Consider the following 22,995-nt stretch of genomic DNA (forward strand, 5'->3'; position numbering starts at 1 on the left):
TGGACAGGATCAGGAAGCGTCCGCGCGTTTCGGTAATGACGAGGGGGAGAGATCCAGCGCGTGCTCCTCGACGTAGTCCAGGGCGTGGCGGATCGCGCCGAGGGACACAATGCCGTCGCCCAGGGTGGAGGTTGCCAGCCGCGGGGGAGTGAAGGTGAAGTCAGGCAGCTGCTTTTCAATGGCCGGGATCAGGGCATGGGCAGAAGCTGCAACGGCTCCAGCAATAACCACCAGTTCAGGGTTGACCAACGTACTGATCGAGCCGATGGCCCGGGCCATGCGATGCGCCACGCGGTCCAGGGCGTGACGGGCGGCGTTGTCGCCGTCCGCGGCTGCCTTGAAAACCATCTCTGCTGTCAGCGCTGCAGGATCATCACCGCAAAGCTCCCGCAGCTTCGTGCTGGGGGTATCGTCAAGGGCTTCCCGCCCCCACAGCGCAGCGTAGTGGGCGATGCCGTAGGTGTCGCCCACTCCGTCGACGGTGTCCAGATATCCCAGCTCCCCAAAGCCACCAAGCTGCCCGTGGAGCAAACGGCCGGATTCGAGGATTCCGGAACCCAGGCGGTCGCCGGCGAGCATGACAACGAGGTTGTCGACTCCCTGCGCGGTGCCCTGCCACCGTTCCGCGAGGGCTGCGAGGTTGGCGTCGTTTTCCAGGAGTACCTGCCAGCCATGCCGCTCTGAAACAATCCCGCGGACATCGAAGGATTTCCAGAATTCCTGGACGGTGAGGACCTCACCGTCGCGGCTGACCGGGGCTGCCACTCCCACAGACACGGCAAGAATAGAGTCTGCAGATACGCCGGCCTTTTTCAGGACGTCTGCTGCGATCCGGTCCAGCACATCTGCGCGCTCATTGGCAGAGACGTTGTATGTGCGGAAGGGCATCGTGACCTGGGATAAAGGTGTTCCGGCCATGTCAGCCACTATGGCGGTGATCTTATTGGCGCCGATGTCGATTCCGAGCACGCTGGCCGCGCTGTCGTCGAAAACAAAGCGGCGTGCCGGCCTGCCCTTAATGTAGTCTCCGGCCCCTCGCTGGTTTTCCAGCTCCTGGAGCCAGCCGAGCCGGACAAGTTCGTCGCAGATGGAAATGACCGTTGCGCGGGAGAGCCCGGTGGAAGCCATGAGTTCGGTGCCTGTTACCACACCGGCGCCACGCATGGCTTTGAGCATCGCGCCGGCATTGACCCTGCGAACCAGCTGTGTTGACGGCGCAGTCCCGATCAGCATTCGGCGCTCCCACTTTTTCAGCCGCCTACCGGAGTGATAGAGCGGTCTCTCTAAATTTAGTACATAAATTTAGATGACGACGCATTTCCCCAAAAGCTTGACGGTGTGGCGCTCCTCACTAAATACTAGCGATAGGTCATAAATTTACCTCCTATCTAAATCCGTTTGAGGTTGAACGCGACCACCTCCCCCAAGGCACAGCGGCCACTGGGGGTCCGCAAGACGAAAGGACTATGGAGTCTGTGAAAGCTACGCGCAAGAAACGCATGGCAGCGATGGGCCTGGGTCTGGCTCTGCTGGCCGGCCTTCTCTCGGGCTGCGCCGGGGAACCGGGCAAAGAGACCATCCGCTTCACCTTCAGCAAGCGGGAGGCCATCGGCTTCATGACCAAGCTGGTCGCCGACTACAACGCTTCCCAGAACGAAACCGAGGTGGTGCTGGACACTTCGGGCGTCGACGTCGTGTCCGCAAGCTTCGTACGAGGCAATCCACCGGACATCGCGCTTGCAAACTACAACATGGAGACGTCCCGCTTTGTCCAGCGCGGAGCGTTGAGCGACTTGTCCGGCACGCAAGCCGCCTCCCGCGTCCGCGAGGACCTCCAACCACTGATGGATCAGTACGGTTCCTATCCGGACCGGACCAGTGCCCTGCCCTACTCAGTCATGGCGTCCTCGGTGATCTACAACAAGGAGATCTTCGCTGCGCACAACATCGCCGTGCCCAAGACCTGGAGCGAGATGATCGCGGCGTGTGAAGCACTGAAAGCCGCTGGGGTGACGCCGTTCTATGCCACATGGAAGGACGACTGGACGATCGCCCAGGGGTGGTTTGACTACTCGGTAGGTGGGCAGGTGGACACCATTGACTTCTTCAAGAAGCTTGCTGCCGAAGGCACGGAGGTTGGGCCGGAATCCTCGGTGTCCTTCCAGAAGGACTTCAACCAGCCGGTCGAGAAGATGCTGACGCTCGCAAAGAACTACGTCAACAAGGATGCTGCAAGCCGCGCCTACGGTGACGGTAATCTTGCTTTCTCGCAGGGGAAGGCGGCCATGTATCTGCAGGGCCCGTGGGCATTCAGCGAGATCGCAAAGACCGCCCCGGACCTCAAGCTCGGAACCTTTCCCCTGCCGATGACCGAGGATCCCAAGGATCTGCGCGTACGTGTCAATGTGGACCTCGCGGCCTGGATTCCCGAGGCGTCCAAGCACAAGGACGCTGCCCGTAACTTCCTTGAGTACCTGTACCGGCCAGAGGTGATCGATGCTTACAACAAATCACAGTTGGGCTTCACACCCACCAAGGACTCTGCAAACGTCCCGGACCCCCGGATAGAGGGAATGGTGGAGTACTACGAGAAATCCCAGGTTTATCAGGGCCCCTCGGTACTCGTTCCGCGCACCATCCCGATCATGAACTACACGCAGGCAATCGTGTTCGGCGCGTCCCCTGCATCCACCCTCCGCACACTCGACGCAGATTGGGCGCGCCTGGCCTTCCGCCAGTAGTGCAGAACATAGGAAGTCAGAAACATGTCCAGCATCAGCACCTCAACCACATCCGGGCAGAGCCTACAAAAGCAGGGGCGCCAAAAGCAGCGTCCCCAAACCCAACGCAGCAGGCGGCGTGTGGAACCGATCTTCTACTTTTTCCTCGTGCCCAGCCTCATCCTGTTCACACTCGCCATCACGATTCCGGGCATCATCGGTATCTTCTTCAGCTTCACGGACTCCATCGGAATTGGTGATTGGGAGTTCATCGGGCTGACAAACTACGTAGCGATCTTCAGTGACCCCGCTATCCTGCAGAGTTACCTGTTCACCTTCGGTTTCTCCATCGTCACAGTGATCGCCGTCAACGTGATCGCCTTCCTCCTTGCAGTCGGGCTCACCTCCCGCATCCGGATGAAGTCAGCATTGCGGACCATCTTCGTTATCCCGATGGTGGTTTCCGGCATCATCATCGCCTACGTGTTCAACTTCCTGTTTTCGAACTCCCTGCCTGCCGCGGGTGCTGCGGCAGGGATCCCGTGGCTGGAGAGCAGCCTGCTGGCCAACCCCGACCTCGCGTGGATTGCGATTGTCCTTGTCACAGCCTGGCAGGCAGTACCGGGGGCGCTGCTCATCTACATTGCGGGCCTTGTTGCTGTGCCCGGGGACGTTTACGAGGCCGCGGAAATCGACGGCGCGAGCAAATTCCAGCAGCTGCTGAAGATCACCCTTCCGTTGGTGGCCGGTTACGTGGTCATCAACATCATTCTCGGGTTCAAGGGCTTCCTCAATGCTTACGACATCATCGTTGGGCTGACGAACGGTGGCCCGGGGACCTCCACCAGAAGCATTGCGATGACTGTCATTGCCGGCTTCAATGGCGGCGACTACGCCTACCAGATGGCCAACGCGACGATCTTTTTCGTGGTCGCCATCCTTATCTCACTCCTGCAGCTTTCGCTGACTCGCGGACGGAATGCACTCTGATGACCAAACAAACCACCCTCGCAATCGAGGACTCCTCCCACGTTGAAACCGCCACCGCTCCAACCAGCCGACGGCGGTCGGCTCCGGCGATCGAGCGGGTCAACTGGCCGGCAACCACGGTCCTCGTCCTGTGCGCAGTGACTGTGCTGCTTCCCCTCTATGTCACGGTGTCCATGGCTTTCAAGACCCAGGGGCAGGCTGTGGATGGCAATGCCTTCTCATTTCCCGCCCCCTTCAGCCTCGACGGTTTCATCCAGGCCTGGACCCTGACGAACTTTCCCGTGGGTGCCGCGATGTCATTGCTGGTGACTGCGGGGACCGTCCTGGCCACCATCGTCCTTGCTGCGTTCGCCTCCTACGCGATTGTGCGCAACTGGGAACGCCGGTTGTTCAGGTACTCGTTCTTCTACCTTCTTGGAGCGATGTTCATTCCGTTCCCGGTGGTTGCACTGCCACAGATCCAGCTCACCGGTCGTCTTGGGCTGGACAACCCGCTCGGCGTCATCCTCCTGGCCACCATGTTCCAACTGAGCTTCAGCGTGCTGCTCTTCACCGCATTCCTGCGTTCCATACCCATGGAACTGGAAGAGAGTGCCCGGATCGATGGCGCTACAACATGGCAGACATTCTGGAAGCTGATCTTCCCGCTGTTGGCGCCGATGAGCGCGACCGTGGGTATCTTCGCATTCCTTTATGCATGGAATGACTTCATGATGCCGTCGCTGATCATTTCCGATCCGGCACTGCAGACCCTGCCTGTACGGCAAAACCTGTTTCAAACGCAGTTCAGCAACAACTACCACGTGTCTTTCGCCTCCTACCTGATGGCGATGGCGCCCGCGATCGTCGCGTACCTCTTCACACAGAGGTGGGTCATGGCTGGCGTGACACAAGGTGCCGTTAAGGGCTAGTGGATGTTGACCTTCCGTGCCCAGCGTTTCATACTGGTCCGGGATATAAATTTAGATTCTAAATCAAAGGAGTTTCGTGAGCACTTCCGCCACTCAGGCACACCGTACCGACGCAGAGCGAATGGCTGATCCGAACTGGTGGCGCCAGGCAGCTGTGTACCAGATCTACCCGCGCAGCTTCGCCGATTCCAACGGTGACGGCATCGGTGACCTCAAGGGCATCACTGCCAAGGTCCCGTACCTGAAGGAACTGGGGATCGACGCCGTGTGGCTGAGCCCGTTCTACCCGTCGGCGCTTGCGGACGGTGGCTACGACGTCGATGACTATCGCAATGTGGACCCCAAGCTGGGGACGCTTGAGGACTTTGATGAGATGGCAGCAGCACTGCATGCCGCCGGCATCAAGCTGGTAGCCGACATCGTGCCCAACCACTCTTCGGACCGCCATGAATGGTTCAAGGAGGCCCTGGCGTCGCCCAAGGGTTCTGCAGCGCGGGAACGCTACATCTTCCGCGACGGCAAGGGGGAAAATGGCGAGCTTCCGCCCTCGGATTGGGACTCCGTGTTCGGCGGACCGGTCTGGGAACGCATCACCGAGCCCGATGGCACTCCCGGCCAGTGGTACATGCACATCTTTGCCAAGGAGCAACCCGACTTCAATTGGGACAACCCTGAGGTTCGCGAGGACTTCCTGAAGACCCTGCGCTTCTGGTCCGACCGCGGGGTGGACGGCTTCCGCATCGACGTCGCCCACGGCATGGCCAAGGATCTCTCCGAGCCGCTGCCGATGAAGGCAGACCTCGAGGCCCGGGCTCACGGCACGGACGGTTTCGTGGACGGATCGCACCCGTTCTGGGACCGCGACGAAGTCCACGAGGTCTACGCGGAGTGGCGCAAGCTCTTCAACGAGTACAACCCGCCGCGCACCGCCGTAGCCGAGGCCTGGGTCCACGAATCGCGTCGTGCCCGCTATGCCAGCCCCGAGGGACTGGGCCAAGCCTTCAACTTCGACCTCCTGCAGGCCGACTTCGATGCGCCTTCCTTCCGGAAGATCATCACGGAAAACCTCATCGCGGCCAAGGAAACCGGGGCGTCCTCCACCTGGGTGTTCTCCAACCACGACGTCGTTCGGCACGCCACCCGCTATGGACTGCCCAAGGGCGGTTCAGTTGCACAGGGAACCAACGCCGCCCAGGATGTCTCGGCCACCAAGCCAAAGGGCCAGGACGGCAAAGGCTGGCTGCTGGCCGGTGCACCGGCGGAAGAGCTCGACGTCGAACTCGGCTTGCGTCGTGCCCGCGCCGCCACGCTGCTGCTCCTCGCCCTGCCCGGCTCCGCCTACCTTTACCAAGGCGAAGAGCTTGGCCTTCAGGAAGTAGCTGAGATCCCGGACTCTGAGCGGCAGGACCCGTCCTTCTACCGCAACCCAGGGGTGGAGATCGGCCGCGATGGCTGCCGCGTCCCGCTGCCGTGGACCGCAGAAGGAGCCTCCTTTGGCTTCGGAGAAGGCAAGGCACACTTGCCGCAGCCGGAATGGTTCGCAAACTACGCGGTGTCCGAGCAGGAAGGACGTGAAGGCTCAACGCTGGAGCTTTACCGCAAAGCGCTGCACCTGCGCAGGGAACTGCAGACCGACGAGGAACTCGAATGGCTCGAGACCGGAAACCAGGACGTCCTGCACTTCAGCCGCCCGGGCGGTTGGGAAACGGTAACCAACTTCGGAAGTGAGCCCTTCGCGCTTCCCGCGGGCACCGTCGTCGTGAGCAGCGGACCGCTGGAAGGCGGCCTGCTCCCGGCTGACACCACCGCCTGGGTGGTCCGCGACGCGTAAACGCGGCTGCGAATCGACTGGTTGAATACTGGAATGAATAATGCGAACGGGCGCGGACGCCTCATCTACGGCTGCATGGGCCTTGGCGGTCCCTGGGACGATACGTCCTATGGTGCCGCGGAGATCGAACAGGCTGCCGCAGTCATCGAGGCAGCACAAGGTATCGGCATTGAATTGTTCGATCATGCTGACATCTACCGCAGCGGCAAGTCCGAAGCCGTCTTTGGGGAAGTCCTCGCCCGTTCGCAGGGCCTGCGCGAGAAGATCCTGCTGCAAACGAAATGCGGGATCAGGCTGGGGGAGCGCGGGCTGGATACGCACTACGACCTCAGCCGGGAAGCCATCCTTGAACGGGTCAATGAAAGCCTGAAGCGGCTTCAAACGGATTACACGGACGTCCTTCTCCTGCACCGCCCGGATCCCCTGATGGATCCGCGTGAGGTGGCGGCCGCCGTCGGGCAGCTTGTTACGGAAGGCAAGGTGCGGCAGTTGGGTGTGTCCAACATGTCCGGCGCGCAGATCGAGTTCCTGCAGGACTGCCTTGAGATGCCGATCATTGCCAACCAACTGGAGATGAGCCTGCTGCGGCGGGACTGGCTGGAAAGTACCGTGCTGGTCAACCATGCCGACGGGCTCGGCTTTAACTTTCCGCATGGGACGCTGGAGCTATGCATGGCCAAGGGGATTGAGCTGCAGGCCTACGGTTCCATGGCTCAAGGGCGCTACACCGGGGCGCCGTCGGAGGAATTGTCGCCGGCCGAGTCGGCGACCGCTGACATGCTTCAGCAACTCGCTGGGGAGAAGGGCACCACGCCTGAATCGGTGCTGCTGGGGTGGCTGATGCGGCATCCGGCGCGGATCTCTCCCGTGCTGGGAACCACCAACCCCGGGCGGATCGCTGCCTGCTCTGATGCCGCGTCCGTGGCTGCCGCGATGTCCAGGGCCGAGTGGTACGGCCTGTGGGTGGCAGCGCGGGGAAGCAACATCCCCTAAGGCGCGTTAAACCCAACTGAGTCGCAGTTGTGCGCGTTATGACGTCTCAAAACGCGCTTAACTGCGACTCAGATGGGTTACAACAGCAACACATATGCGCCCCTACGAAACGGCGGCGACGGTCACCGGGGCCACCACCGAGTAGGTGCTGGAATCACCCTGGATGGCCTGGCTTGCCTTGCCATCGATGCTGACAGGAATGTCGCCGGCAATGGTGACGCGATTGAGCTTGCGCGGCTGCCCGTCGTAGTTGTCCGGTGCGTAGTGCTGGGTGATCCGGTTATCGAACAAGACAACCTGGTTGGGCTCCCAATTCACGCGGACCACGTTCTCCGGCCGCGTCACATAAGCCTGCAGCAGCCGGATGATGTCCCGGGATTCAGTGTTGGACAAGCCCACGATCCGAAGCCGCTGCGCGAAGCCCCCAATGAACAATCCGCGCTCGCCGGTCAACGGGTGGACCCGCACCACGGGGTGGGCGGTTTCGAACTTCAGCCGGGTGAATTCCTTGCGTCGTTCTTCCGCGTTGGAGTGCTCAAGGTTCTTGGGCACCGAGTAGTCGTAATCGTTGGTGTGGATGGCCCAGAGGGTGTCCGCGAAGTTGCGCAGTTCCTCCGGCAGGTCCTTGTAGGCGCCAGCGGAGGAAGCGATGAGGGTCTCCCCGCCGTAGGCAGGCAGGTCGATGCTCCGCAACGTGGAGGCCTGCGGCGGATTGACCACGAACGTCACGTCCGTGTGCCAGTTGTTCGCGGAGCCGTTCTCGCTGTCCACCGGCAAGACGTTTTCTTCACCTTCCACGGACGCAACCGTGGGGTGTGCCTTGGTGAGCGGGCCGAAATGGCTGGCGAACTTCACCTGGGCTTCATCGGTGAGAATGTTGGCTTCCCGGAATACCAGGGCCTTGTGCTCGTTGAGTGCGCCCCGGATCTGAGTGATCGTGTCCTCGCTGAGGTCTCCACTGATATCGAGCCCGCGGATTTCCGCGCCGATGCGGGAGCCCAGCTTGGCGAATTCAAGCTTGGTTTCGGTAATGACGGTCATTATTCTTTCCTTACTTTGTGATGGGTTGTGGCAGGTGCCACGGGGGTGGTTTTCAGGGTGCGTCCGCGCCCACTGCGGTCCGCCAGCGGGAGAAGTGGCGTTCCAGGGCGACCAGCAGGAAGTTCACGCCAAGGCCCAGCAGCGAGACTGTGAGGATGCCCGCGTACATATCAGGGATCAGGAAGCTGCTCTGCGCGTTCACGATCAAGTAGCCAAGTCCGGCCTTGGCGCCGACCATTTCGGCGGCGATCAGCACCAGGATGGACGCCGTGCCGGCCATCCGGATACCGGTAAAGATCGTTGGTACGGCCGATGGCAGGATGACCTTCTGGAAGAGCCGGAAACTGTTCAGTCCCAGCGAGCGCGCAGCCCGAATGAGCAGCGGATCCACGGTTTTCACTCCCGCGATCGTGTTCAGCAGCACCGGGAAGAAGGCCGCATAGGCCACGATGCTGATCTTGGATTCCTCACCGATGCCCAGCAGCAGCGTGAACACAGGCAACAGGGCCAGTGCGGCCGTGTTGCGGAAGAGTTCCAGCAGGGGGTTGAGGACGGCGTTGAGCCGTCCGTACCAGGCGATCAGGAGTCCGAGCAACACACCTGCAACGAGCGCAGCGCCGAAACCGGTTACTGACCTGGTGAGGCTGGCCTCGATGTGGCCTTGGATGGTGCCGGCTTCAAAGAGCTTGCCCCATGCCAACAGCACGTCGTGCAACGGTGGCAGGAATACCCTGGTCGACGGACTGGCCAGATACGTCGGGCCGAATTCCCACAGTGCCAGGAAAGCCAGGATGCCGGCGGACTTCCACACGCCTGAACCGGCTGCTGCCGTAACCCTGCGCAGGGTGGTGAGGACCGGCGTCGAACGCTGCGCGGTGGTGTCCTGGGCGGTGGTGTCCTGCGCGGGTGCGGCAGCAGCACCGGAAGGCCCGACGGGGTTACCCGGCTCGGTCGTGATGCTTGCCTTGCGCGCTGCCGCCGCGGTTTCTGTCTGCGTCAGTGTGGTGCTCATCAGGCCGCAGTCCTTTCACTGGTGACGGTTCCCTCTTTGGTGACGGTTGACGGTTCATCAGGTGCGCTGCCGTCCGGGAGGATCTTCCGGTGCCCGGCGTCCTGCGCCCGGCGGACCTCATCGTGCAGGAGCGTCCATACCTCGTGCCGGTGCCCGACGAAGGCCGGGTGGGAGCGGATGTCGTCCTCGCCGTCGCGATCGGGGATGTTGATGTCCACAATTTCCTTCAGCCGGCCGGGGCGGGCGCTCAGCACAGCCACGCGCTCGCCGAGGTAAACGGCCTCGTCAATGCCGTGCGTGATGAACACGATGGTCTTGCCGGTGGCCTTCCAGATGCGCAGCAGTTCGTCCTGCAACTGCTCGCGGGTTTGGGCGTCCAATGCCGCGAAAGGCTCGTCCATCAGCAGGACGTCGGGCTCGTAAGCCAGGCTGCGGGCAATAGCCACGCGTTGCTTCATGCCTCCGGAGAGCTCATGGGGATACCGGTCCTCGAACCCGGCCAGCCCGACCAATGCCAGATACTCCTTGGCCTTCGCTGCCCGTTCGCGCCGGTTCAATTTCCTGCCGTCCGGCCCTGCTCCTTCCAAGCCGATGGACACGTTGGCCGAAGCTGTCCGCCAAGGGAACAATGCGTACTGCTGGAACACCACAGCGCGGTCCTTGCCGGGACCCGTCACAGGCTTGCCGTCAACGAGCACCTCCCCGGACGTGGGCGTTGAGAGACCCGCGAGCAGGTCCAACAGCGTGGTCTTGCCGGAACCGCTTGGCCCTACCAAGGTGAGGAACTCGCCGTCGCGCACGTCCAGGCTCAGCGAATCGATGGCCGTGAGCGTTGTTGCGGCAGTGGACTTCGTAGCCCGGACCGTGAATTGCTTGGTCACGTTGCGGAGGCTGATTTTGGCTGTCATGGCTATCCCTTCTTGGCTGCGTCAGTAGCTGTGCCGTCCGTGGCGCCGGCGAGATCGTTGAATTCATTGGTGTAGTACTTGGACGGCGTGAGCTTGTCCTTCACGATCCCGGCAGAGTTCAGCCACGCCTCCCAGCGGGTGAAGTCCTCGTCCTTGATCACACCGCTGTCCGGAACACCAGGGCTCTTCCAGAACTTCAGGTTGGCTGTGCTCTCATTGCGTCCGCGGTTTTCGATGATCTTGGTGAAGCGGGCAATGACTTCGTCGCGCGGTGTTTCTGCTGCCCATTTGATGGCTTTGGCAACGCCGGTGGTGAAGGTGCGGGTGGTGTTCGGGTTCTTTTCGATGAAGTCGTTCCGGAGCACGATCTGGCCGCCTGCAAAGTTGCCGAACAACTGCACATCGCTGAACAGCGAACGGAGTCCGCCGGCCTCGATGGCCCTGTCCTGCAGCACTCCGCCAAGGGTTCCCGCGTCCACCTGGCCGCGGCGAATGGCTTCCTCGGTATCGTTCGGAGCCAAGGGGACGAGCTGGACCTGCTTGATCTCGTCCTGGCTGAGACCGTTCTGCGTCAGGTACGAATTGATAACCGCTTCGTGGTGTGCGCCCAATGTGTTGACCGCGATCTTCTTGCCGATCAGGTCACGGGGTCCCTTGATGGAGCTGTCCGCCTTCACGTAATAGCCGTTGAAGGTCTTCTCGTCCGAGCCGTAGTAGTTGACCACGGCCTTCACGGGGGCGCCCGCTTCGATGAGCTTCACCACCGCTCCGGAGAATGCGCCACCGAAGTCCGTCTGGTTGGTGGCTGCGGATTGGATGTCCTGGGGGCCGCTGGTGGTGTTGCCCACCCAGTTCAACTTCAGGTCGCCCAGGTATCCGAGGTCTGCAGCAAGCTCGGGGAAGGTCACATTGTTGGCGGAGCCTTGGTAGCGGAGTTCCTTGACCTCGTTGCCGGGTTGGTTGGCTTGCCCGGCTTCGGCTGCACCGCCGCAGCCGGACACCGTCAGCGCTAGTACGACGGCGGCCGCGACGCTCAGCAGGGGCAGGTGCAGTTTCATGGGAGCTACTTTCGAGTGAGTGTGTTTCGTTGGGGGGAGCCGTACGTTGACCGGCTTGGGAACGATGTAAGCCCATTTGCCCCGCTGGGGGAAAGCTCCGCGGTCATGGTGGGAAACTGCGGGAAATGCTGTGAAACAGCGGGCAACCGGGCGCAACGCAAAGCCATGAAATGCAATCGACGGACACAAAGTCGCAGCATTGAGCCGAATGAAGGCTGTGTTGAGCCCAGTGAAGATTGTGTTGAGCCGGATGAAGACTGTATTGAGTTCAATGACTCACCGCGCGGGGTGCGCTGGAAGCGAATGGCGCTTGCCGTCGTCGGACAGTCATACTGGGCGCGGGCACAGTCATAAGGGCTTTAGTTCGTATTGATCCTCACAACCGGGCGGATTTCTTCGCCCTGTGGGCCGCTTGCCGGATACGGTAGATACATGACGTCTAGCATCGCCGCCGAATCCATTCGGCCTACCCGCAATATTCCCGCCGATATCGCCCGCTCCTGGCTCCTTGTGAACGCCATGAAGACAGAACTTTTTGACGAATCCGCGGGCTCACGGGCAGACGCCATCATCCTTGACATCGAAGACGCCGTTGACCCCTCCCAGAAGGACGCGGCGCGCGAGAACGTCGTGAACTGGCTGAGGTCCGGTGGGCAGGCCTGGGTTCGCATCAATGACGCCACCAGCCCCTTCTGGGCCGATGACCTCGCTGGCCTTCGCGGCACTCCGGGCCTGCTCGGCGTGATGCTCGCCAAGACCGAGTCCGCGGACCAGGTCACGGAGTCCTACCACCGCATGGACGGCAAGACTCCCGTGATTGCACTCGTTGAGTCGGCCCTCGGCATCGAGGAAGCCAACCACATTGCCAAGGCCCAGGGTGCGTTCCGCCTGGCGTTCGGTTCCGGTGACTTCCGCCGCGACACCGGCATGGCCGCTACCCCCGAGGCCATGGCCTACCCGCGTGCCAAGCTCGTCGTTGCCAGCCGAGTGGGCAACCTGCCCGGCCCCATTGATGGCCCCACGGTCGGCACCAACCACCCGATCCTGCGCGAGCAGACCGGCATCACCGTAACCATGGGCATGACCGGCAAGCTGTGCCTGGCCATCGACCAGACCACCGTGATCAATGAGGTCATCAGCCCCACCCCGTCGGACGTTGCCTGGGCAACCGACTTCATGAGCGACTTCGAAGCCAACGGCCGGGTCATCCGTGACGGTTCGGACCTCCCACGCCTTGGCCGCGCCGAGAAGATCATGAAGCTCGCAGTTGCCTTCGGGGTTCAGCCCTCCCTGTAGCCATGCTGGTCCACGGCATAGCTTGGGACTCCTCTTCACCGGCGTTGAGGTTGCTGCGGACGGACGGGGAGTTTACTGACGTTGCGTTGTCCCCGGGTTCAACCCTGGGCCTGCGCGTCATGCCCGGCGTGTGGTGCCTTGGCCATACCAAGGTCCACGGGCCCGGCGACCGCACCCATGTTCCTTGCCACAGCGGTTCCCCAGCCGAGCGTGGGAAGCAGTGCGGGGCCTGCTTTGCCCGGGACGATTCCCGGCTCATGCATGACTTCCACCGAGGAGGCTCAGTGCCCACCGGCCTCCGCGCTTACCTCATGCAGCCCCATTGGCTGTACGTTGCAACATTCGCCAATGGGGCAACCAAGGTGGGGACCGCCTCGGCGCCGCGCAAGTGGAACCGGTTGGCCGAGCAGGGTGCCGTGCAGGCTTCCTATGTTGCACTTGCCGAGGATGGCCGGGTTGTTCGAGTGCTCGAGGATCTTGTGACCCGCGAGCTTGGGCTCGTCCAGCAAGTCCGTTCCGCTGCGAAGGCGGCGTCGCTCGTTGAACCGCGTCCCGGCGTCGAGCTTGTGGCCACCAATCGCCGCCATGCCGCACAGGTGCGCGGCTTGCTGGGCGGACTTGCCATGACCGGGTTCGCCCTTGTGGAGGAAGAGTGGGAGCGGCCGGCTTTGGCTGACCGGCTCTGCACCGTTCGCGCCCCCGGTTCTTCGCGCCACCCCTACCCGGCACCGTTCGACGGCGGCGGGCATGGTCTGCGGGTCCACTCACTTTCCGGTGCCATCGCCTTGGCCGGTCTCCCCGACGCCGAGGGCAATGAGGTGGAGGGTAGCTTCGTGGCGGACCTAGGCGCGTTGAAGGGACGAAAGATCGAGTTCGGCCCCCACGTCACGGAAATCCCCGCCCTGCAGGATTCGTTGTTTTAACTCCTTATGGGGCCTGGTGTGCGTGCTATTTGTGGGTTTTGGGGCGCAAAGCGGGCCCCGCAACGCGCACCGGTAGACTTGGACGGTGCTGAACGAATTCTGGGCCACCTCGTCCACCGCCTACAAAACGCTGGTTTTCAGCGCCATGGGGCTCATCGCCGTCGGGCTCATCCTTTCCATTGCCGGGAACACGACCGGCAACCAAGGATTGGCCATTGCCTCCCTGCCCGTGATCGGCGTCGGGCTGCTGCTCCACGTCACAGGGCTCGTAGTCCGCGGCCAGAAGATCCGCAAGAGCTACAAGAAGTAGTCGCAACACCACCGCGGGTCCGCTGGCCCGATAGGGTTGGACCATGAGTATCAATCCGGACCTGCAGGGCCGTAGCTACCCTGCCGCAGAGGTTTACGACGTCGGCCGTGAGAAGATCCGCGAATTTGCGAAGGCCGTGAAGGCCAGCAATCCTGCGCACTTCGATGTTGAGACAGCACGGGCCATGGGCCACAGCGATCTTGTAGCCCCGCCGACGTTTGCCATCATTGTTGCCCAGCGCGCCGACGCCCAGCTTGTGGAGGACCCCGAGTCCGGCATCGACTTCTCCCGCGTGGTTCACGCGGACCAGCGCTTTACCCATCACCGCGCCATTGTGGCCGGGGACCGCCTCGTGGCTGAACTGCATGTTGATGGAGTAAGGGCCATGGGCGGCGGCGCGATGATCACAACGCGCTCGGAGATTTTCGCCCTCGACGGCAACGATGACCGTGAAAAAGTAGCCACCACCACCTCGTCCATCCTGGTCCGCGGAGAGGGACAGTAACCATGAGCCCGAAATTTGAAGAACTGACGGTCGGCCAGGAAATTGGCATCCGCAGCATTGAGGTCACCCGTCAGGACCTGGTCAAGTATGCCGGCGCTTCGGGGGACTTCAACCCCATCCACTGGAACGAAGCTTTTGCGACCTCTGTTGAGCTGCCCGGCGTGATCGCCCACGGCATGTTCACCATGGGCTCGGCAGTGCAGCTTGTGAGCGACTGGGCAGGGGACCCCGCCGCCGTCGTCGATTACCAGACGCGCTTCACAAAGCCGGTCTTGGTGGCTGACACCACCGGAACGGACGAGGCCGGTGCAGTTATCGACGTCACCGGTGTAGTGGGAGCCCTCGACGCCGAGGCCGGCACCGTGCGCATCGACCTCACCGTTGTGGCAGCCGGGCAGAAAGTCCTCATGAAGTCCCAAGCAATCGTGAAGGTTTCCTGAATCAAGTGAGCACTTCAATCCCCGTTAGGCTTGATGGGTGACCCAAACGCTGCTTTCCAACCTGACCACGGCTGCCGTCGGCGGTCCTGCAGAAAACTATGAAGAGGCCCGCACGGAGGCCGAAATCATCGACGCCGTGCGGTCGGCTGACGCTGCGGGGGAGAAACTCCTCATCATTGGTGGCGGCTCCAACCTATTGATCTCGGACGACGGCTACCCTGGCACGGTCCTGAAGATAGCGTCCGAGGGTTTCACCGTGAACTCGCAAGACAGCTGTGGCGGTGTGTCCGTGGTGGTTCAGGCCGGCCATAATTGGGACGCACTGGTGGAGCACTCGGTCCTGCATGCTTGGTCCGGCCTTGAGGCTCTGTCCGGCATCCCCGGAGCCACAGGTGCCACGCCGGTGCAGAACGTCGGCGCGTACGGTGCGGACGTCTCGCAAACCATCGCCGCCGTGCGGACGTGGGACCGGCAACGCAATGCAGTTCAGACCTTCACCAATTCAGAACTCAAGTTTGGTTACCGGGATTCCATCCTGAAGCAGACAACCGTGGAGGGTTCTCCGCGCTACGTGGTGCTGACTGTTGAGTTCCAATTGCCGCTGGGACGAATGAGCGCCCCCATCCGGTACGGTGAACTCGCCCGCGTGCTGGGCGTGGAGGCTGGCAAACGTGCCTACTCCAACGATGTCCGCCGGGAAGTCCTGCGGCTCCGCGCGTCCAAAGGCATGGTCCTGGACGCCGCAGACCGGGACACTTACTCCACCGGCTCGTTCTTTACCAACCCGATCATTCCGGCCGAACGCGCCGCAGGGTTGCCGGAGAACGCGCCGAAGTACCCGGCAGGTGAGGACGGCTTGGTAAAACTTTCGGCTGCCTGGCTCATCGATCACGCGGGATTCGGCAAGGGTTTCGGACTCGATGAAACCAGTGTTTCCGGTGGCAGGGCATCCTTGTCCACCAAGCACACCTTGGCGATCACCAATCGCGGCTCGGCCTCGGCGTCGGACATGGTGGCTATCGCGCGCGAAGTACGCGCCGGCGTCGTGAATCGCTTCGGCATTGAGCTGCACCCCGAACCGTTGCTGATTGGCGTTTCCCTCTAGCGCAGAATCGCGCCCAGGCACAGCAGGCCGCGGCGGGCCTAGGGTGTACGTCGGGCCGCGATGGGCAGGACTTTGTTGAGCAGCAGGAAGGTCAGCCCGCAACTCACCGATCCCAGCAAGAAGATCTGGCTGAAGGCAATACTTTGGGGTGAAGGGCCACTAGGCATGAAGAGCCCTGCCATGGCGAAGCCCACCAGGCCCAGGAGCATCACGATGGCACCCAGCAGGAAGCTGCGTACTTGGGCTGCGGCCGCGGGGTAGAACCAGGGTTCCGGGGCGTCGTCCCCGGGGTGGGCGACAGGTTGGATGGCGGCTGCGGTACCGATGAGCAGGGCGGCAGTGGCAGTCGCCACCAGCCCCGCCATCTGGATGACTTGCATGGCGGGCGTGAGGCTGACTCCGGTACCAACGGCCACAACGAGTCCCGTTCCAAGCCCGACGACGGTGCAGCACCAGCCAGCCGCCGCCAACCATCTGCTGAGCGGCCGCACAAGCGGAGCAAGATCACCAAAGAGCATGTACCCATCCTAGGAAACTGTGCTGGAAGGCTGCTGGGAGGTGTTGCAAGGTTCCCTGTGCCGGCTCGGCGCTTTTAGGATGGAGCATGCCTGCACCCCTTCCGCGTCCCGCCGCCGTCACTCCGCGAGTCATGGGCCGCCTGCGGCTCGCCAGCCAGGGGCTCCTCAATGGTGGTTTTGCCTCAGTGCCGGATGCGGTTCGCTGGATGACAGCCATGCAGGCGCAGGACCTCGGATCCGCGCTGTGGGCCGTGGGGCAGCGTGTCCCCGGATCTGCCGCGTCCGACGCCCGCGCGGCCCTTGATGCCGGAACCATAGTCCGGTCATGGCCAATGCGGGGAACGCTGCACCTGCTGGCACCGGAGGACCTTCGCTGGATCCTGCGCATCACCAGTCCGCGGCTCATGAACCTGGTGGCAGGGCGGCATCGGGAGCTTGGCATCACCGCCGAGGACATCAGCCATTGCCGGGACATCGCGCTCAAGACTTTGGAGTCCCTCAAGACGGCCGACGGCGGACGTGGGGCCACGCGCGAGCAACTCTTTGACGCCTTCGAGCAAGCTGGCCAGATCACCAAGGCCCAGCGTGGCATCCATATCCTTGGGAGTCTGTGCCAACGTGCGTGGCTCGTGCAAGGACCCATGGCTGGTGCACGCGGCAAGGTGGGCGTCCAGCAGTTGTTTGTGCCGTTCGACGAGTGGATCAAGGACTCCAGGGACCTTGATCGCGAGGAAGGCATTGCGGAGCTCCTCTTCCGTTACCTGCGCAGCCACGGACCTGCGACGGTGAAGGACTTTGCCTGGTGGAGCCAAGTGCCGCTCACGGAAGCGCGCAAGGCCCTCGCCTCGGTTCAGGACCGGTTGGTGGAGCTGCCGTTCGCCGGTGCCAGCTATTGGCTTTCGCCGGAGACAGCAGCACTGCTCGACGACGGCGTCCCCGGCTCGCGCGCCTTGCTGGCTCTTCCTGGCTTCGATGAATTCCTGCTCGGTTACCAGGACCGGAGCCTCGTCCTCGCGCCCGAACATGCTGAATTGGTGGTGCCGGGCAAGAACGGCGTGTTCAAGCGAATTATCGTGGCCGGGGGAGAAGTGGTGGGCACGTGGGCCAGGACCGGCAACGGCAAGGCCCCCGGCGTTGTTCCTGAGCCCTTCGAAGCGCAGCTGGGGCCAGCCGCGGAGCGTTCGTTCCAGGCGCAGGGGCGGGCTTACCTGAAGTTCATGGCGAGCTGAGGCCCGGCCCTGCCCGACACCCGTGCCAGCCCGGCCCCTGCCCCAGCCCGGCCCCTGCCCCAGCCCGTTGCTAACCCGCTATTAAGTGGTTGGCCAACAACGAATAAGCGGCTCCTCAACGAAGTTGTCCACATACGCTTCCCCGGCCCTGCCAGCTCGGGCCGACGTTGGCCACGATAGTCCCATGCAACTACGAAAACTCGATGCCCTGATCACTGCATACTGGCCGGAAACCCCTGTGGCCTCGACTCGCGAGCTTGTTGGCGGCCTTGGTGACCGCGTTCTCACGGCCGGTGTTCGGAATCGAAAGCTCCTCAGGCTGAGGCGGGGTGCGTACGTGCGCATGGATCAATGGCGTCGAAGCAAACCCTGGGAACAGGACCTGCTGCGGATCCAGGCCCACTACTGCAGCACTCTGGGTGGAAGTATCTACAGCCACGTAAGCGCCGCCCGCCTGCACGGTTGCCACGAGTGGGAAGGCGGGCCGCTGGTACACGTGACGACGCCCTTCTCACCGGCCAAGGCAAGTTCAGGAAGCGACGTCGCAGCCCATGCGGGATGTCTGGTCCCTGACGAGATTGTTCAGGTGCAGACGCCATGGCAGAGGCCTGCGCTGACCACGAGTCTTGAGCGCACGGTGGTGGACTGTGCACGGACGTTGGACTTTGAGCGGGCGGTCGTCATTGCCGACCATGCTCTTCGGCTCGGCGCAGATCCCCGGAAGATGCAGGATTATCTGGACAACGGCAGGATCACCCGGGGCACCCGCCGCCTGCGCCGTGTCCTGGAGTTTATGGATGCAAGGTCCGAATCCGTGGGGGAAACCCGCACGAGGGTGCTTTTGGATAAGTTGGGGATAGTGGGCGCCGTGTTGCAGTTGGATGTCGCAACGCCATTGGGCAACTATCGCGGAGACTTCGGCTGGGAGCAGCAAAAGGTGATCCTGGAGTTTGATGGCCGTGCCAAGTATTTCGACTACGCAGCCACGGAGGAAGTGATTTTCGAGGAGCGCAGGCGGGAGAAGGCACTCCAGGCCCAGGGGTGGAAAGTGGTCCGCATCGAATGGGACGATCTCAGCCGGCCTTGGGACGTGGACCGGAAACTCCAGGAGGCGCTGGACGTAGCACGGGTAGAACGTAGAAAACCCGCTGTTCCGTTGCTGGGCAGCACCGGAACAGCGGGTTGACGACGAAAAAGCGCGGAAAGTGCTTAGAGCTTGCCCGTCACGATGTTCAGCATGCGGCGCAGCGGCTCAGCTGCACCCCAGAGGAGCTGGTCACCCACGGTGAAGGCGCTGATGTACTCCGGACCCATTTCGAGCTTGCGGATACGGCCAACGGGAATGTCCAGGGTGCCGGAGGCAGCCACAGGAGTCAGGTCCGCCATGGAGGCTTCCTTGGTGTTCGGAACAACCTTGGCCCACTCGTTGTCCTTGGCCAGGAGGTTCTCGATCTCCGTGACGGACAGGTCTTCGCGCAGCTTGAGTGTGAGGGCCTGGGAGTGGGAGCGCATGGCGCCGATGCGGATGCACAGGCCGTCCATGGCGATGTGGTCCTTGCCCGCGGTGCCCTTGCCCGTTCCGAGGATCTTGTTGGTCTCCACTCCAGCCTTCCACTCTTCCTTGGACTGGCCGTTGCCGAGGTCGGCATCGATCCAGGGAATGAGTGAACCGGCCAGCGGAACGCCAAACTGCGTGGCGTCAACGCCAGTGCGCTGAGCTGCGAGGACCTTGTGGTCGATCTCCAGGATGGCTGAGGCCGGATCCTGAAGTTCGCTGCTTACCTCGTTGTTGAGGGTGCCGAACTGGTTCAGGAGCTCGCGCATGTGGCGGGCGCCGCCACCGGAGGCAGCCTGGTACGTCATGGAGGTGCCCCATTCGACCAGGTTGTTCTTGAACAGTCCGCCAAGGCCCATGAGCATGCAGGAAACCGTACAGTTGCCGCCGATGTAGTCCTTCACGCCGCCGGACAGGCCGGCGTCGATGACGTCGCGGTTGATAGGGTCCAGCACGATGATCGAATCATCGTTCATGCGCAAGGTGGAGGCAGCATCGATCCAGAGGCCATCCCAGCCGCGGTTGCGGAGTTCGCCGTGAACCTGCTTGGTGTAGTCACCGCCCTGGGCGGTAACAATAATTGGCAGCTTGGCAAGCGTCTCAATATCGAACGCGTCCTCGAGCTTGCCGGCCCCGTCAGCAAAGGAAGGGGCGGCACCTCCTGCGTTCGAGGTGGAGAAAAATACCGGGTTGATGTTGGCGAAGTCGTTCTCGTCCTGCATGCGCTGCATCAGGACGGAGCCGACCATGCCACGCCAACCGACCAGTCCTACGGACGGATTAGCTGCTGTAGTCATTTACCCAGTCTAAACTTTTGCAGCAAAGTGCCGCTGTTGGTTACGTCACGCACGCAATGCACGACGCCGGCACTCGCCCCAGCGGCACGCAAGCCGACCGCCGCAGCTAGCTCCCGGCGTCGGGACCCTGCAGTAGGACGGCTTTGCGCTTGCGCAAGGCAAAGAAAGCGCCGAACGTGAAGACCTGCGTGACCACGATCAACACGATGATGCCGACGATGCGGTTGCCGCCAAGAATCATGGTCAGTCCAACAATGGCTGAGATCAGCGCGAAAAGCGGCAGCAGCATGTATCCCAGCACGAACAATGTTTCAGGCTTCTTCAGCATGCAGGCGTTCCTAGCTTTCCGTCCGGCGCCACGTGGTGAACCGGTATTGTGTGCCGTTCTTGGCCGTCAGCCAGCCCTCGGCCGGCGCGGCAGTATCAGAGGTCCAGTCGTCGCCGAGTTCAGGCGCAAAGGTATCGCCGTCGGGGTCGGCATCGATGATGGTGACGACGGCAACGTTGGCAATTCCCATCGACTGTTCAAAAATCTGGCCACCGCCGATGATCCAAACCTTCTGGCCACCGGGGGCGAACTGGGATTCCAGCAGGGCTGCGTCCAGCGAGGAAACCACGACGGCGCCCTCGGCCTCAGGCGTGGAAGCCCACTCCGGGTTGCGGGTCACCACAATGTTGGTGCGCCCCGGCAGAGGCCGGTACTTGTCGGGGAACGATTCCCAGGTCTTGCGGCCCATGATGACGGGGTGTCCCGTGGTCAGTTGGCTGAAGTGCTTGAGGTCCTCGGGGAGGTGCCACGGCATGGAGCCGTCCTTGCCAATCACACCGGATTTGGTCTGGGCCCAGATCATGCCGATGCCGGTCATTTTGGCCGCGGTTTCCTGGGTGAAGATGACGCCAGGAAGCTGGGAAGGACTGTCGGATGGAGGAGTGCTCATACGGCGATCGGCGCCTTGATGGTGGGGTGGTGCCGATAGCCCACAACCTCGAAGTCGTCCAAGGTGTAGTCGAAGATCGACTCGGGCTTGCGCAGGATTTTCAGCTGCGGATACTCGTACGGTTCACGGGTGAGCTGCTCGGTGACTTGCTCCACGTGGTTGTCGTAAATATGGACGTCGCCGCCTGTCCAGACAAACTCGCCGGGCTCAAGGCCCAACTGTTGGGCGACCATGCACGTCAGCAAAGCGTAGGAGGCGATGTTGAAGGGGACTCCCAGGAAAGTGTCCGCAGAGCGCTGGTACAGCTGGCAGGACAACTTGCCATCGGCTACATAGAACTGGAAGAACGCATGGCAGGGCGGCAGCGCCATGTCCTTGAGCTCGGCGACGTTCCACGCGGACACGATGTGTCGCCGGGAATCCGGGTTGGCGGCCAGGTTTGCCATGAGCTCGGAGATTTGGTCAATATGCCCGCCGTCGGGCGTGGGCCAGCTGCGCCACTGCACACCGTACACGGGGCCGAGTTCTCCGTCGGCATCCGCCCATTCGTCCCAAATGGAAACGCCTTGGTCCTGCATCCACTTCACGTTCGAATCACCGCGAAGGAACCACAGGAGCTCCACTGCCACTGATTTGAAGTGGACCCGCTTGGTGGTGATGAGCGGGAAGCTTTCGTTGAGGTCGAAGCGCAATTGGCGGCCGAAGACGCTTCGCGTTCCGGTTCCGGTGCGGTCCGACTTGTGCGTGCCGTTGGCCATGACGTCGCGCAGGAGGTCTTCATACGGGGTGGGGATGCTCACGAGTCCAGCTTACTTCGTTCAGCCAAGCCACCCCGTAGCAGCCGATGAGTGTCTCATCACCCGACCCGGCCTCGCGCGCCGTTGTCATGGCAACCGTGGCAGGGCAGGTGCCGCGTGGCTAGTCGTCGAACACTAGTCCTCGAACGCTAGTCGTCGAAAGGCTTGACCTGTTCCACGGACACAATCTTCCGCTCAGAGCCACGGGCCACCTGGCAGACGATGACCTCGCCCGGAGAAAGGAACGGATCGGACGTGGGCAGCAAGCCCCGCAAAGCCGCCGACATGTGCTGGCCAAGTTGGTTCAGCACGGTGGGCAACGCCGGGCGATGGGTGCAAACAGCGATTGGCACCTGTTTATCGAACAGGGCCTCCACCGTGGCGGCCGTTTTCTTGGGTGACCGGTTGTGGTTGTGCTCGGTGAGGGCTTCAACCAGCTTCACCTTCGCTCCGCTTGCCTTGGCGTAGGGGGCAATGGTTGCTACGCAACGGGTCCACGGGCTGGTAACTATGCGTTGCGGCTTCCACACTTCCAACAGGCGCTGGACGGCCGCGGCCTGGCGTTGTCCGGTGGCGGCCAGCGGACGTTCCCCTTCAGCCTTGGTCCATGAGGACCTGGGCTTTGCCTTTGCATGGCGGATCAGTACGAGCGGCCACGTATCGAGTTCGCCCCGGATGTGGGCCTTCTCGAGGTACTCGAGGGGCTCCACATCCGTGGGGTTGCTGAGGAAGGATGCAGCCCTGTCCGGGCTGCACCACATGACGCTGTCTACTTCCTTGCCGTCGGGCCGAAGCTGTTCGCCGTTGACCCGCATAGCCCAGTAGTGCACAACTTTCAGGCCAGCACTGACGTGGTAATGAATGGGTGGCAACGGCACGCCGAGCGAACTGTTGAGGCCGATCTCTTCATGCACTTCACGGACGGCACACTGCGGAACTGTTTCGCCGTCGTCGAGCTTTCCTTTGGGCCAGGACCAATCGTCGTAGCGTGGCCTGTGAATCAGGAGCACCTCAAGGGCGCCCTTCTGAACCCGCCAAGGAATGGCGCCGGCCGCAACAACGGCCACCCGTTCACCGGGGTGGTCCGTCTGATCCGCCACGGGGGTATCGCTTTTCAA

General features: G+C 62.3%; 24 protein-coding genes. 13 read left to right on the plus strand and 11 right to left on the minus strand.

Going from position 1 to position 22,995, the window contains the following annotated elements; all coding sequences use genetic code 11:
• Window positions 1-9: 9 nt before the first annotated feature.
• Complete coding sequence (locus ABIE18_RS14120; protein WP_499723381.1) at window positions 10-1,233, minus strand: ROK family protein; 1,224 nt, start codon at window positions 1,231-1,233, stop codon at window positions 10-12.
• 233 nt (window positions 1,234-1,466) lie between these two features.
• Here ABIE18_RS14120 and ABIE18_RS14125 point away from each other — a divergent pair, with 233 nt between their 5' ends.
• The 5 genes from ABIE18_RS14125 (at window position 1,467) to ABIE18_RS14145 (ending at window position 7,445) form a co-directional block, all read left to right on the plus strand.
• A complete protein-coding gene (locus ABIE18_RS14125; protein WP_499723382.1) occupies window positions 1,467-2,741 on the plus strand; it encodes an ABC transporter substrate-binding protein in 1,275 nt (424 codons plus the stop codon).
• Between the two features lie 24 nt (window positions 2,742-2,765).
• Complete coding sequence (locus tag ABIE18_RS14130) at window positions 2,766-3,710, plus strand: carbohydrate ABC transporter permease (protein ID WP_499723383.1); 945 nt, start codon at window positions 2,766-2,768, stop codon at window positions 3,708-3,710.
• Entirely contained in the window at window positions 3,710-4,621 is a 912-nt protein-coding gene (locus ABIE18_RS14135; RefSeq protein ID WP_499723384.1) for a carbohydrate ABC transporter permease, read from the plus strand. The genes ABIE18_RS14130 and ABIE18_RS14135 overlap by 1 nt, the downstream gene beginning before the upstream one ends.
• 76 nt (window positions 4,622-4,697) lie before the next feature.
• The gene (locus ABIE18_RS14140) at window positions 4,698-6,452 is read left to right on the plus strand and encodes a glycoside hydrolase family 13 protein (protein ID WP_499723385.1); all 1,755 of its coding nucleotides are present in this window, start codon (window positions 4,698-4,700) and stop codon (window positions 6,450-6,452) included.
• A gap of 33 nt (window positions 6,453-6,485) precedes the next feature.
• Entirely contained in the window at window positions 6,486-7,445 is a 960-nt protein-coding gene (locus ABIE18_RS14145; RefSeq protein ID WP_499723386.1) for an aldo/keto reductase, read from the plus strand.
• 102 nt (window positions 7,446-7,547) lie between these two features.
• On the opposite strand, the gene ABIE18_RS14150 is transcribed toward ABIE18_RS14145, so the two are convergent.
• Genes ABIE18_RS14150 through ABIE18_RS14165 form a run of 4 tightly spaced genes read right to left on the minus strand, consistent with a single transcriptional unit; the run spans window position 7,548 to window position 11,464 of the window.
• A complete protein-coding gene (locus ABIE18_RS14150; RefSeq protein WP_499723387.1) occupies window positions 7,548-8,486 on the minus strand; it encodes a TauD/TfdA dioxygenase family protein in 939 nt (312 codons plus the stop codon).
• 52 nt (window positions 8,487-8,538) lie between these two features.
• Window positions 8,539-9,498, minus strand: a complete 960-nt coding sequence (locus ABIE18_RS14155) for an ABC transporter permease (RefSeq protein WP_499723388.1) — start codon at window positions 9,496-9,498, stop codon at window positions 8,539-8,541.
• Complete coding sequence (locus tag ABIE18_RS14160) at window positions 9,498-10,406, minus strand: ABC transporter ATP-binding protein (RefSeq protein WP_499723389.1); 909 nt, start codon at window positions 10,404-10,406, stop codon at window positions 9,498-9,500. Before ABIE18_RS14160 ends, ABIE18_RS14155 begins: the two co-directional genes overlap by 1 nt.
• 2 nt (window positions 10,407-10,408) lie before the next feature.
• Complete coding sequence (locus tag ABIE18_RS14165) at window positions 10,409-11,464, minus strand: ABC transporter substrate-binding protein (RefSeq protein ID WP_499723390.1); 1,056 nt, start codon at window positions 11,462-11,464, stop codon at window positions 10,409-10,411.
• 432 nt (window positions 11,465-11,896) lie between these two features.
• On the opposite strand from ABIE18_RS14165, the gene ABIE18_RS14170 reads away from it, so the two are divergent.
• The 6 genes from ABIE18_RS14170 to ABIE18_RS14195 all read left to right on the plus strand — a co-directional run bounded on the left by ABIE18_RS14170 (window position 11,897) and on the right by ABIE18_RS14195 (window position 16,043).
• A complete protein-coding gene (locus ABIE18_RS14170; protein WP_431115995.1) occupies window positions 11,897-12,760 on the plus strand; it encodes an HpcH/HpaI aldolase/citrate lyase family protein in 864 nt (287 codons plus the stop codon).
• 2 nt (window positions 12,761-12,762) lie between these two features.
• Window positions 12,763-13,683 carry a DUF2797 domain-containing protein gene (locus ABIE18_RS14175; RefSeq protein ID WP_499723391.1) on the plus strand — a complete coding sequence of 307 codons (921 nt, stop codon included), beginning with the start codon at window positions 12,763-12,765 and terminating at the stop codon, window positions 13,681-13,683.
• A gap of 85 nt (window positions 13,684-13,768) precedes the next feature.
• Window positions 13,769-13,993 (plus strand): DUF3188 domain-containing protein, encoded by a 225-nt coding sequence (locus ABIE18_RS14180; RefSeq protein WP_216925047.1) that lies wholly within the window; start codon window positions 13,769-13,771, stop codon window positions 13,991-13,993.
• A 43-nt stretch (window positions 13,994-14,036) separates the two neighbouring features.
• The gene (locus ABIE18_RS14185; protein WP_224088363.1) at window positions 14,037-14,498 is read left to right on the plus strand and encodes an FAS1-like dehydratase domain-containing protein; all 462 of its coding nucleotides are present in this window, start codon (window positions 14,037-14,039) and stop codon (window positions 14,496-14,498) included.
• A gap of 2 nt (window positions 14,499-14,500) precedes the next feature.
• Complete coding sequence (locus ABIE18_RS14190; protein ID WP_499723392.1) at window positions 14,501-14,938, plus strand: MaoC family dehydratase; 438 nt, start codon at window positions 14,501-14,503, stop codon at window positions 14,936-14,938.
• A 37-nt stretch (window positions 14,939-14,975) separates the two neighbouring features.
• Window positions 14,976-16,043: a UDP-N-acetylmuramate dehydrogenase gene (locus ABIE18_RS14195; RefSeq protein WP_499723393.1), complete on the plus strand. Its 1,068-nt coding sequence runs from the start codon at window positions 14,976-14,978 to the stop codon at window positions 16,041-16,043.
• 38 nt (window positions 16,044-16,081) lie between these two features.
• Here ABIE18_RS14195 and ABIE18_RS14200 read toward each other — a convergent pair whose 3' ends face one another.
• Window positions 16,082-16,561, minus strand: coding sequence for a hypothetical protein (locus tag ABIE18_RS14200; RefSeq protein ID WP_499723394.1), 480 nt, complete (start codon window positions 16,559-16,561; stop codon window positions 16,082-16,084).
• Between the two features lie 86 nt (window positions 16,562-16,647).
• On the opposite strand from ABIE18_RS14200, the gene ABIE18_RS14205 reads away from it, so the two are divergent.
• On the plus strand, window positions 16,648-17,790 hold the full coding sequence (locus ABIE18_RS14205) for a winged helix DNA-binding domain-containing protein (RefSeq protein ID WP_499723395.1): 1,143 nt from the start codon (window positions 16,648-16,650) through the stop codon (window positions 17,788-17,790).
• A gap of 184 nt (window positions 17,791-17,974) precedes the next feature.
• Window positions 17,975-18,976, plus strand: coding sequence for a DUF559 domain-containing protein (locus ABIE18_RS14210; protein ID WP_499723396.1), 1,002 nt, complete (start codon window positions 17,975-17,977; stop codon window positions 18,974-18,976).
• 23 nt (window positions 18,977-18,999) lie between these two features.
• Here ABIE18_RS14210 and asd read toward each other — a convergent pair whose 3' ends face one another.
• The 5 genes from asd to ABIE18_RS14235 all read right to left on the minus strand — a co-directional run bounded on the left by asd (window position 19,000) and on the right by ABIE18_RS14235 (window position 22,995).
• On the minus strand, window positions 19,000-20,142 hold the full coding sequence (gene asd, locus ABIE18_RS14215) for an aspartate-semialdehyde dehydrogenase (protein ID WP_416416594.1): 1,143 nt from the start codon (window positions 20,140-20,142) through the stop codon (window positions 19,000-19,002).
• Between the two features lie 106 nt (window positions 20,143-20,248).
• Window positions 20,249-20,470 (minus strand): NF038396 family protein, encoded by a 222-nt coding sequence (locus ABIE18_RS14220; protein WP_216925055.1) that lies wholly within the window; start codon window positions 20,468-20,470, stop codon window positions 20,249-20,251.
• Between the two features lie 10 nt (window positions 20,471-20,480).
• The gene (locus ABIE18_RS14225) at window positions 20,481-21,080 is read right to left on the minus strand and encodes a dihydrofolate reductase (RefSeq protein ID WP_499723397.1); all 600 of its coding nucleotides are present in this window, start codon (window positions 21,078-21,080) and stop codon (window positions 20,481-20,483) included.
• Entirely contained in the window at window positions 21,077-21,880 is an 804-nt protein-coding gene (locus tag ABIE18_RS14230) for a thymidylate synthase (protein WP_499723398.1), read from the minus strand. Before ABIE18_RS14230 ends, ABIE18_RS14225 begins: the two co-directional genes overlap by 4 nt.
• A gap of 146 nt (window positions 21,881-22,026) precedes the next feature.
• Complete coding sequence (locus ABIE18_RS14235; RefSeq protein WP_309925749.1) at window positions 22,027-22,995, minus strand: NUDIX hydrolase; 969 nt, start codon at window positions 22,993-22,995, stop codon at window positions 22,027-22,029.

Origin of the sequence: Arthrobacter sp. 2762, from assembly GCF_040548745.1 — a bacterium.
Classification (GTDB): Bacteria; Actinomycetota; Actinomycetes; order Actinomycetales; family Micrococcaceae; genus Arthrobacter.

Coding starts and splice junctions, on each gene's coding strand:
- ABIE18_RS14205 (WP_499723395.1), top strand. CDS start 16,648: ATGCCTGCACCCCTTCCGCGTCCCGCCGCCGTCACTCCGCGAGTCATG.
- ABIE18_RS14130 (WP_499723383.1), top strand. CDS start 2,766: ATGTCCAGCATCAGCACCTCAACCACATCCGGGCAGAGCCTACAAAAG.
- ABIE18_RS14120 (WP_499723381.1), bottom strand. CDS start 1,233: ATGCTGATCGGGACTGCGCCGTCAACACAGCTGGTTCGCAGGGTCAAT.
- ABIE18_RS14170 (WP_431115995.1), top strand. CDS start 11,897: ATGACGTCTAGCATCGCCGCCGAATCCATTCGGCCTACCCGCAATATT.
- ABIE18_RS14160 (WP_499723389.1), bottom strand. CDS start 10,406: ATGACAGCCAAAATCAGCCTCCGCAACGTGACCAAGCAATTCACGGTC.
- ABIE18_RS14185 (WP_224088363.1), top strand. CDS start 14,037: ATGAGTATCAATCCGGACCTGCAGGGCCGTAGCTACCCTGCCGCAGAG.
- ABIE18_RS14220 (WP_216925055.1), bottom strand. CDS start 20,470: ATGCTGAAGAAGCCTGAAACATTGTTCGTGCTGGGATACATGCTGCTG.
- ABIE18_RS14225 (WP_499723397.1), bottom strand. CDS start 21,080: ATGAGCACTCCTCCATCCGACAGTCCTTCCCAGCTTCCTGGCGTCATC.
- ABIE18_RS14125 (WP_499723382.1), top strand. CDS start 1,467: ATGGAGTCTGTGAAAGCTACGCGCAAGAAACGCATGGCAGCGATGGGC.
- ABIE18_RS14200 (WP_499723394.1), bottom strand. CDS start 16,561: ATGCTCTTTGGTGATCTTGCTCCGCTTGTGCGGCCGCTCAGCAGATGG.
- ABIE18_RS14210 (WP_499723396.1), top strand. CDS start 17,975: ATGCAACTACGAAAACTCGATGCCCTGATCACTGCATACTGGCCGGAA.
- ABIE18_RS14165 (WP_499723390.1), bottom strand. CDS start 11,464: ATGAAACTGCACCTGCCCCTGCTGAGCGTCGCGGCCGCCGTCGTACTA.
- ABIE18_RS14145 (WP_499723386.1), top strand. CDS start 6,486: ATGAATAATGCGAACGGGCGCGGACGCCTCATCTACGGCTGCATGGGC.
- ABIE18_RS14150 (WP_499723387.1), bottom strand. CDS start 8,486: ATGACCGTCATTACCGAAACCAAGCTTGAATTCGCCAAGCTGGGCTCC.
- asd (WP_416416594.1), bottom strand. CDS start 20,142: ATGACTACAGCAGCTAATCCGTCCGTAGGACTGGTCGGTTGGCGTGGC.
- ABIE18_RS14155 (WP_499723388.1), bottom strand. CDS start 9,498: ATGAGCACCACACTGACGCAGACAGAAACCGCGGCGGCAGCGCGCAAG.
- ABIE18_RS14175 (WP_499723391.1), top strand. CDS start 12,763: ATGCTGGTCCACGGCATAGCTTGGGACTCCTCTTCACCGGCGTTGAGG.
- ABIE18_RS14190 (WP_499723392.1), top strand. CDS start 14,501: ATGAGCCCGAAATTTGAAGAACTGACGGTCGGCCAGGAAATTGGCATC.
- ABIE18_RS14135 (WP_499723384.1), top strand. CDS start 3,710: ATGACCAAACAAACCACCCTCGCAATCGAGGACTCCTCCCACGTTGAA.